Here is an 8,494-nt window from a genome sequence, read left to right as displayed (position 1 = left end):
TCGTTCGCGACAATGCAGGATGCGATAAGATCGCGCTCGTCATCCATTCCTCCTCGTTTTTACACGAGGGGTCTGTTCTTCGCTTCGTTAGGGGGGCAGTTTTTCATTTCGCCCGACAGCAACGGAGGATTCGAGGCGCGGTGCTTCGACAACTGGCGAGGGCGCCGCCAGCAGTCGGTCGTTGCAGATTTCTTCGGCAAGGGCGAAAATGTAGCCTTCGGCCTGTTGCAGGTCGTATAAGACTATCTTCAGGATGCGAGAAGGGACAATTTCGGTCGCCTCGGCCTGCTGAGAAATCTGCCCGTTCTCCACCAATATGATGGCTGCTTCGGGGTAATCTTCCATCCCAGCCTCCAGCCGGTCCCAGTGCTCTGATCGGGCAATGACGATATCCAGCGACGTGTACCCAGTCGCCCCACAGCGCCAGCAGGCGTATCACCTCAACGGTCGTCGTAGCCGAATAGCTCCGCTGAGCGAGCCAACTCCTGAACCCGTCGACATGTGGCTGTAGCCACGTGATCCGGCCATCGACCCTGCGGCGATTGCCTACGCATTCGTTTTGCCATTCTGATACCCTCGATGGTTGGTCGTATCGGAGAAGTCCGACTGTCGAGTAAATCGAAGGAATCAACTTCGTTCCAGCGGCAGGCGAGCAGCAGCTTACCCGTCTTCATCACGGCGAGCAGAGCCTTACGCGGCCAGCGCTCATTGCTGTACCTCACGCTGAAGCAGTGACGGCGGGAGGGAGCGCTGGGCACCGTGTGCGGCGCTGCTCGTGCTGATGGCAGGCACCGATCGTCCTTGTCGCTCTCTGACGACACTGCTGCAAAGCCCCCGATACGGCGTCTCTTTTGGGCTGGTCTGGCGCCGGACCGGCCATGGCCTGCAACGGCTCCGCCGACCTTTCACTCACGCTGCGCCCCCAAGAACCACCCCATCGTGCAGGCACAGGGAACCCGGTGGGTGCATTCCGTCCAATCCGTCGCCTCTCGACTGCCATCGAGGCCGCATCGGGCGGCTTCGAACAACCTCAGGAGATCAAGACAATGGCCCAGATCGGCACCTTCACCCGCGACGAAACCGGCGCATACGCCGGCACCATCAAGACCCTCACCCTCAACCTCAAGGCATCCATCAAACCCTGCGACCGCGATAATGAACGCGCCCCTGACTTCCGCGTCACCGCTGTGGTGTCGAGTTCAGAGCCGGCTGGAGCCGCACCGCCCGCGAAACGGGCGCCGAGTACCTTTCGCTCAAGCTCGACGATCCGTCCTTCACCGCTCCGGTCTATACTTCCCTCGTCCAGGGCGACAAAGGAGAGCACAAGCTCATCTGGTCCCGCTGACCAGCATCACGGCGCTCCGCTCACAGCGGGGCGCCCTCATTCGATCACATAGCCCAGCGCGCGATAACCCACGCGTCGCTTTACGGCCATCCGGGCCAGCACCGGAACAGCGCTGTCGACATAATCGACGACCAGGACGTCTTTCTTACCATCATGCTGGCGATGCAGACGGCCGACCTACTGCGCCAGAGTTCCCTTCCAGGCGATCGGCATGGTCAGGAACAACGTGTCGAGCCGGGCGTCATCGAACCCTTCCCCGATATAGCGGCCTATCGCAAGTATCAGGCGCTCATCATCGCATGCGACATTCAACGCCGTGTTGGCTTGCTTGCGATCCTTCGCCGACATGCCACCGCGCAGCACCACCAGATTCTTTACAAACGGCGAGAACTTCTGCTGGAGATAATCGAGATGGTCCTTTCGCTCGGTCAAAACGATCGGCGAACGCTTGGCCTCAAGCGATTTTAGTACGTCATCGAATATAAGCTCATTTCGGCCGTGGTCCTGCGCAAGGGCCGCATAGATCGCGGGCATTGACGGGCGCTCGGCAGAGACCAGAGGCGCCGGCAACTCAAACTTCGTCGAACGGTCACGGGCACGGTGGCGAATACCACGCTCGGCAGCTTGAACTCTTGCATCAACCCGATGGCGAACGGGGCCGCATTGCATGAAGATGATCGGATGATGGCCGTCTTTTCGGGCGACCGTCGCTGATAGACCAACGACGTATCGCGCCTTGGACCTGCGAGCGACAAGTTCAAAACTTGCGGCGGACAGATGGTGGCACTCGTCGACAATCAGATGACCGTAATTGCCGACGACGTCATCGACCTCGCCATTCCGAACCAGGCTTTGGATCAGCGCAACGTCGATGATCCCTGTTGGCTTTCTTTTCCCGCCCCCGATGATGCCGATCTGCTTTGGATCAATGGACAGAAAGGAACTCAGGCGCTCCACCCATTGGGTGAGAAGCTCCCTGCGATGGACAAGAACTAACGCGTTGCGCCCCCCGATGTGCGATAAGCGCGGCTGCGACAACCGTCTTGCCAAAGGCCGTCGTCGCGGCAAGCACACCGGTGTCATGGACGACAAGAGCATCAAAGGCCCTCGACTGGGGCCGCCGCAGTTCGCCCTGGAACGCAATGCCGGCAAGTAGCGCAGCCCCATCTTCGCGATGATCCTCTAAAACGGCGGTCGAACCGTGCCTCTCGATGAGCTCGATTGCTTCATCGAAACAGCCTCGTGGTATAGCGACATGGCGTGGATGAAGTTCGGCGCATGAGATAATCCGCGGCTTGCCGAATGTCGGCAGTCGCATTGCTTGCGCGCGATAGAATTCCGGATTTTGGAACGCTGCCAGACGCACGAACTGTGCGATCGGCGCAGGCGGAAGCTCCGTCCTATCGATGTAGACCTGATCGGCGATCACGACCCTGATGCTTTGCGGGATCACAGCTTCTATTGGCCGTGGCTCGCTACGACGTGACGGCAACATTTTCCACGGCTCGTCGGCATGTTCGTCGTCAACCGGCATCCGGACGCCCAAGACCCGCCCCGCCAATTCAGCTTCGTCGGCGATCCTGAAGACTTCGTCGGCCGATAGCCTGTTCAACGACGACAGGTACGCCCACTGGTCATCGTAAGGTCTCGAGTCGCCATCGACAAAAACGCTGTTGCCATTTTCACGGGCTTTCCTTTGCAGGGGAAGCGCGATCAGATTGCCGAAGCCGCCAAGTGGCATCGTATCCTGGTTGGGAAAGAAACGGTCGTAAGACGTGAAGCCGATCTCAGGGCGGTTCTCCATCGTCTCTGTTATCAGCGCGGCACCAAGTTGTCGGGCGATCCTCGCGGGAACGGGTTCGGAGAAGAATATCCAGACATGGCCTCCGTTCCCGACCTCGACCGTTCGCGGGCTGCGGCAATTCCTTTTGCACGACAGGTAGCCAGCAAAGCTCTGGTATCATCCGCCCAGCTTTCCTTGTCGAAGTCAGCAGCAAGGAACCAGCATGTTTCGTCTTGCAGCAATGGATATACGCCGGCAACAAAGTCGCTTGAGCGGGCATCGCCGCCACGGAGGTGCTTTCGATGATATCTTCGGAATATGGGATGAAAGCCTGATGCGGGCAGTCCCCGCATTTCACCTTCGGCTTGCCGCAGATTCCTTTCACCCACTCATTAGAACAGGCCGGTGAATACCCGGAGCGTCCGTCCTTCTTGTTGTTCCACCGAACGGGAGGCCATACGATGCCGAGCAAGGCAGATGGCGAATCTCAACCGCCTATGATTATGTCGGTGAGGTCGATGCTCCAGACATGGCCTGGGAGAGGCGCGCTATTCACCAAATGGGGTTGTCCTTTCGCAGCCGACCCAACCATCCCGGCGCCAACAGCAAACACCAGTTGGACACCCGAAGCAGACCCTTGGACCTTAATCCTTCAGTCTGCTCCCACCTGGACGTAACATGCTCCGGACGATCGCACCCGGAACAGGGCGACCCCGCGCGCCGCAAAATCCGTCGATCCCGGTCAGCCATGCGACGCTCTAGAGCTTTGTCTGGCGCCAGCGGGACCGTGGGGTCATTCCACATCCGTGGCCCCGCGTAGTGCCCAGAGGCAAGCGGCATTCGCCTCGGCGAATCGTTTGCCTCGAAGGGGCGGCCAGCGCGTTTTCAAGCAGTCCAGCGCAGCGCCTGGCCCGGACATTTGTTCCCAGACAACGTTGCGGATGCAGACGTGAACTGGAGTGTCCCAGGCCATGCCGAATTCGACTGCTATTAGCTTTCCCATGGGGTCCTCCATGCCTATCCAATGAGGTGACGGGGAAAGGTTCCGCTGTGCGCGATAAGGGAAAGGAAAACCCACCGGCGTCTCAGACGACGGGCCAATGTCGCGACAGAGCCGTGAGAATTTGGTGCCTCCAAAGAAAGTCGTAGCCACCACTCAAAATTGCCTAGTGGCTATCGCAACCGCCTCTATTACAGTCGATGTACATCTGACTGGGGGGATTTCATGATCAAGACAACTATCATTGCGCTCGCACTGGCTGCCGCAACAGCTACTTCTGCTCTTGCCGCGTGCTTCGGGAGTGGCAACTTTCAAAGCTGCAACGACATGAACGGGAATAGCTATTCCGTTCAAAGATTCGGAAACTCCACGATGATGCAGGGGTACAACGCAAACACCGGTTCGTCCTGGTCGCAGAATTCGCAGCACATCGGGAATTCGACTTATACAAACGGTATGTCTGCTGACGGCGGAAGCTGGAATTTGCAGCAACACCGAATGGGAAATACAACCATCTATTCTGGCACAGACTCCGATGGAAACTTCTTCAGTGGGTCGTGCGGCGCATTCGGGTGTAATTGACGTTCGGAAGTGGGTCGAATGTGATCCGACCCACTCATCGCCCTCACCCACACTTCTTGCTGTGCATCGCAGACTCCATGGCCGTGACCTTGCCCTTAGAGACGGCGATATCGCCCTCCTTGTCCCCGCCGGCCAGGCTTGTGATCGGCACACCGATCAGGAAGACGCCGAACGCATCACCATTCGCTGCATCGTTCTGTTTTTGCGACAGCGCGTGAAGCGTCGCCTTCTCCTTTGCCAGACCGGCCGCGAGTTGCTGACAGGCATCGTTTTGATATGCGGCCATCGGTATCTCGGCCGGAACGATCGCGTCAGGACGTTTTGCGCACGCAGCAAGCGGCAGCAGCGCGAGCGCCGCTAGCAGTTTCAGTTTCATGATTTTTCCCCAGCAGAATTGCGACGTGATAAATCTACAACCGAAACGATAACGGAAGTGGCAAGTTGGCAACTTTTAAGCTTTTTCGGGAGGAACTATTATGGAGTGAGGTCTTGCGCGCTCCATTGGACTTCGCGTGGCGTTTTCGCCTCATCACGCGGAGCACATATGTCGCCACCTTGGATGGTGACCTGCTTCGATTGCAATTCTCCACAATTTGCGTGATAGTCAGTTGAGTGACACGTAATCGTCGCCAAGAAGTGGTATTTCAGCCTGCGGAAATGAGAGATGTGGAACGACGGTGAGGGAGTGCCCCAACTGTCGATCGGAGGGTTCACATGTCCAGGACACATACCGTCGCTGCTGGTGATACTTTGAGCTCAATTGCTCAGCGGTTCTACGGGGAAGCGGGACTTTTCGGCTTTATCGCCGCATCGAACGGCATCGTCAATCCAGACGAAATAATAGTCGGTCAGATATTGACGCTGCCCGAGATCGGACGCGTTCACCGCGTGGTGGTGGGCGATACGCTTTCGGAGATTGCGCAGACATTCTATGGCGACCCCGGCTTTTTCCGGATTATCGCCTCGGCCAATGCCATCCGCGACCCTGACCACATCGAGGTTGGCTGGGTCCTCTCAATTCCCGATCGATCCGATCGTCCGGATGATCCCTTCAGGGCTACTGGCATACTGCCCTATGCAATCGAGCCGTTCGGTGTTTACCAGCCGCTAATCGGCTGGCGCAGCAACCTTCAGCTGGAACGCGTCAGAAGCGGCATCGCTAACCGCTTCCAACAGGCGGTCAACCTCGCACATCTCGAGGACGAGCCAAATGGTGGGCTTCACGTTGCCTCGCCTCGCTTCGTCGACGCAACGGGAACGTCTTTCGGTCGCGAACTGGCGCTCCGCGCTCGCACCGCACCGGCAGACCCGAACATGTGGCAGTCTCTAATAACGGAGTTTGCGAGCTCGCCTGCGTCGGGAGCGTCTGCATTGCCCGCGGCGGATGCGCCCCGCGAAGTAGCGACTGCGCAGTTGTTGCAGGAATTGACCACCACAGATCCGCAGATCGTTCAGCAGTTGTTCGTACGAGATATCCAACCCTGGGAAAGAGCTCTGGCGGCTGTCCGATTGCTTGCACAGACCCACCCTTCCAAGGAGCTGTTTCTGTCGCCGATTGGAATTCTGCATCGGTTCCGTGAGTACTTTTTCGAGTTGGACACTTTTCTTGGTCCGCCGGTCGGACATGTTTGGATAAGTCCAGGCGGCACGGTCGAACTGATTGAGGTCAACACGCGGCGCTCACTTGTCGAGCGAACTGTTGAACGTTCAACCGAGATGGTCGAAAGGTCCGAGCAGTCGACGACTGTCCGCGACGAGATCGCCGATGCCGTCAAGACCGAAAATGCCAATGATATGAAACTCGGCGTAAGCACATCGTCGAGTGGCGGACTTGGGTCGATTTTCCAGGCAAGCGGCAGTGCGTCATTTAATCTGGACTCCTCCCGCAAGCAGGCACAGGAACAGACGCACAAGCGGATGCGCGAACAGACGTCAAAGCTCTCCAGCGAGGTCAAGCAGAACTTTAAGACCACCTTCCGCACTGTCACGGAAACGACAGACACGGCAAGTCGACGCTACGTGCTTCAGAACACCACGGACCGACTGGTCAGCTACGAACTCAGCCGAAAAATGCGCAAGGTCGCGATCCAGGTACAGGATCTAGGGCAACAGCTGTGTTGGCAATTATATGTCGACAATCCCGGAAACGCCTTGGACACAGGGGAATTTGTGCACGAAACAGCCGACGCTCTCGATCCCTCAATCAAGCGACCCGACAAGATTCCGTATCCCCCGGATAAGCCCGTCACCTACCCGTTCGCGATTCCGTTCCTGCAGCACAATGGCGGCGACGACGACACCGACCTGACCTACGTTCTCTCCGACGAAAACGCCAACCATGGCATCAACCGCAATGCCGGAGCGAACAGCATTATACAGTTCAAGTTCGATATAGATATTCCACCGGCACCGGAAGGATTCCAGCTGAAGAGCATCGTCAGCATCGATTTCAAGAGCGAGCAGGCTCAGTACCGCATTACCGACGCAGACTTGCAACCTAACCCCAACACATCGAACAACAAGTTCTCTATCCGTCTCACCAAGGCTAATTTTGGTGGGAAGAAAGCGATGCCTTTTGAGGCGACGATGTTGTACACGCCAACGAAGGCCGCCAAGGACGCGATCGACGCCAAGAACGCTACAGCTACGGCGGATTACAACGATCTTGTCGCCGCCGAGAAGGAGCGGCTGTTCTATCAGACCCTGCGCAAGCGCATTAAGCTCAGCAGCCAGGTCCCTTCCCGCCGCCCCGAGGACCTGCGCGAGGAAGAACGAAACATCATCTATCGCGCGATTATCTCTCGCCTCTATGGGAAAACAGCAGGATGGGAAAACGATGACTACCACGTCGCATCAGAGCTAATCCGCTATTTCTTCGACATCGACGCCATGCTCTATTTTGTTGCGCCTGACTGGTGGCGGCCAAGGGCGCAAATACGTGTCGCCATGAACGCGGCCGGTCAACTCCAATCCACATCGTTGGTCTCCGATCGACAAAAGTATCTTTTCACCGAGGAGTCTGAGCCGGCTCCCCTCGGAGCGTCACTGGGCTGGTTCTTGCAATTGGACGGAGATGCCAATCGGAACGCCTTCCTGAACTCACCATGGGTGAAGGCCGTGCTGCCAATCCGTCCAGGCCGTGAACGCGATGCAATGACTTTCCTTGGCCGCCCTGAAGTCGCGGGAACCGACGGGTTGGAAGAGGCATATCCGTTCGATGCGTCACAGGACCCGCCGGAATACCAGGGTCGCACGCTTCGTGAGGTCCTGTTAATGATCGCGGAGAAGATCGCCGATGAACACGAGCTTTCGATGACCCCGGTACCCGTTCGGCCCGGTGCACCAAACGCAGAGCTGGCGTTACCTACCGAAACCGTCTTCTCACATGGTTTTGACCCATTGGCCGGAGGTATCGCGTTTGGAAAGGAACCGTTCAAGGTATTTAGCCAATGGATCGAAATTCTGCCCACCGACCAAGTGGTGGCAACGGAGTATCGCCTTACTAACTCTAATTGAGAGCGTACTTTTGCAAACTCTGTGCAGATCGACTGGTAGAGGTCACCGCGATCGCCGGAACGCTGAGCGCGATCGAAGCTTGGGACTGGTTCTTCACAGCGAGAACCGAGTGACCGCTGGGGATCAACTGGAGGGAGAATTCGCAGGCAATGGCTGGAGAACCGTTGACACCTAGGCAGCCTCCCTCTGGACCACCGACACCGACAGTTGATCCTGTTGTTGGCCCTACCTCACCGAATCCAGCCACACAGTGGTTTATTAGCAACCC

Annotated in this window: 6 protein-coding genes and 1 pseudogene; 3 read left to right on the top strand and 4 right to left on the bottom strand. The window is 57.5% G+C overall.

Annotated elements, in window-relative coordinates:
• Positions 1-87 precede the first annotated feature (87 nt).
• Positions 88-345, bottom strand: coding sequence for a hypothetical protein (locus EV286_RS32120; protein WP_165932938.1), 258 nt, complete (start codon positions 343-345; stop codon positions 88-90).
• 701 nt (positions 346-1,046) lie between these two features.
• Here EV286_RS32120 and EV286_RS25865 point away from each other — a divergent pair.
• Positions 1,047-1,345 (top strand): annotated as a pseudogene (locus EV286_RS25865) (DUF736 domain-containing protein).
• A gap of 177 nt (positions 1,346-1,522) precedes the next feature.
• Here the strand turns inward: EV286_RS25865 and EV286_RS32535 are convergent.
• Both EV286_RS32535 and EV286_RS32530 read right to left on the bottom strand, forming a co-directional pair.
• Positions 1,523-2,302 carry a DEAD/DEAH box helicase family protein gene (locus tag EV286_RS32535; protein WP_245500826.1) on the bottom strand — a complete coding sequence of 260 codons (780 nt, stop codon included), beginning with the start codon at positions 2,300-2,302 and terminating at the stop codon, positions 1,523-1,525.
• Positions 2,271-3,149, bottom strand: a complete 879-nt coding sequence (locus EV286_RS32530) for a hypothetical protein (protein ID WP_245500825.1) — start codon at positions 3,147-3,149, stop codon at positions 2,271-2,273. Before EV286_RS32530 ends, EV286_RS32535 begins: the two co-directional genes overlap by 32 nt.
• A 1,204-nt stretch (positions 3,150-4,353) precedes the next feature.
• Between EV286_RS32530 and EV286_RS25850 the strand changes: the two genes are divergently transcribed.
• Positions 4,354-4,710, top strand: coding sequence for a hypothetical protein (locus EV286_RS25850; RefSeq protein ID WP_132960045.1), 357 nt, complete (start codon positions 4,354-4,356; stop codon positions 4,708-4,710).
• Between the two features lie 43 nt (positions 4,711-4,753).
• Here the strand turns inward: EV286_RS25850 and EV286_RS25845 are convergent, their stop codons facing one another.
• Positions 4,754-5,086: a hypothetical protein gene (locus EV286_RS25845; RefSeq protein WP_132960044.1), complete on the bottom strand. Its 333-nt coding sequence runs from the start codon at positions 5,084-5,086 to the stop codon at positions 4,754-4,756.
• A 338-nt stretch (positions 5,087-5,424) separates the two neighbouring features.
• On the opposite strand from EV286_RS25845, the gene EV286_RS25840 reads away from it, so the two are divergent.
• Positions 5,425-8,226, top strand: coding sequence for a LysM peptidoglycan-binding domain-containing protein (locus EV286_RS25840; protein ID WP_132960043.1), 2,802 nt, complete (start codon positions 5,425-5,427; stop codon positions 8,224-8,226).
• Positions 8,227-8,494 lie beyond the last annotated feature (268 nt).

It is taken from the genome of Rhizobium sp. BK251, from assembly GCF_004345245.1.
Taxonomy (GTDB): Bacteria; Pseudomonadota; Alphaproteobacteria; order Rhizobiales; family Rhizobiaceae; genus Rhizobium.
Note: the sequence above shows the minus strand (reverse complement) of the source record. Positions and strands in the feature narration are given on the sequence as shown.

What these genes read in the sequence shown, in the direction of transcription:
- EV286_RS32120 (WP_165932938.1), bottom strand. Translation starts at nt 345, where the DNA reads ATGGAAGATTACCCCGAAGCAGCCATCATATTGGTGGAGAACGGGCAG.
- EV286_RS32530 (WP_245500825.1), bottom strand. Translation starts at nt 3,149, where the DNA reads ATGGAGAACCGCCCTGAGATCGGCTTCACGTCTTACGACCGTTTCTTT.
- EV286_RS25850 (WP_132960045.1), top strand. Translation starts at nt 4,354, where the DNA reads ATGATCAAGACAACTATCATTGCGCTCGCACTGGCTGCCGCAACAGCT.
- EV286_RS25845 (WP_132960044.1), bottom strand. Translation starts at nt 5,086, where the DNA reads ATGAAACTGAAACTGCTAGCGGCGCTCGCGCTGCTGCCGCTTGCTGCG.
- EV286_RS25840 (WP_132960043.1), top strand. Translation starts at nt 5,425, where the DNA reads ATGTCCAGGACACATACCGTCGCTGCTGGTGATACTTTGAGCTCAATT.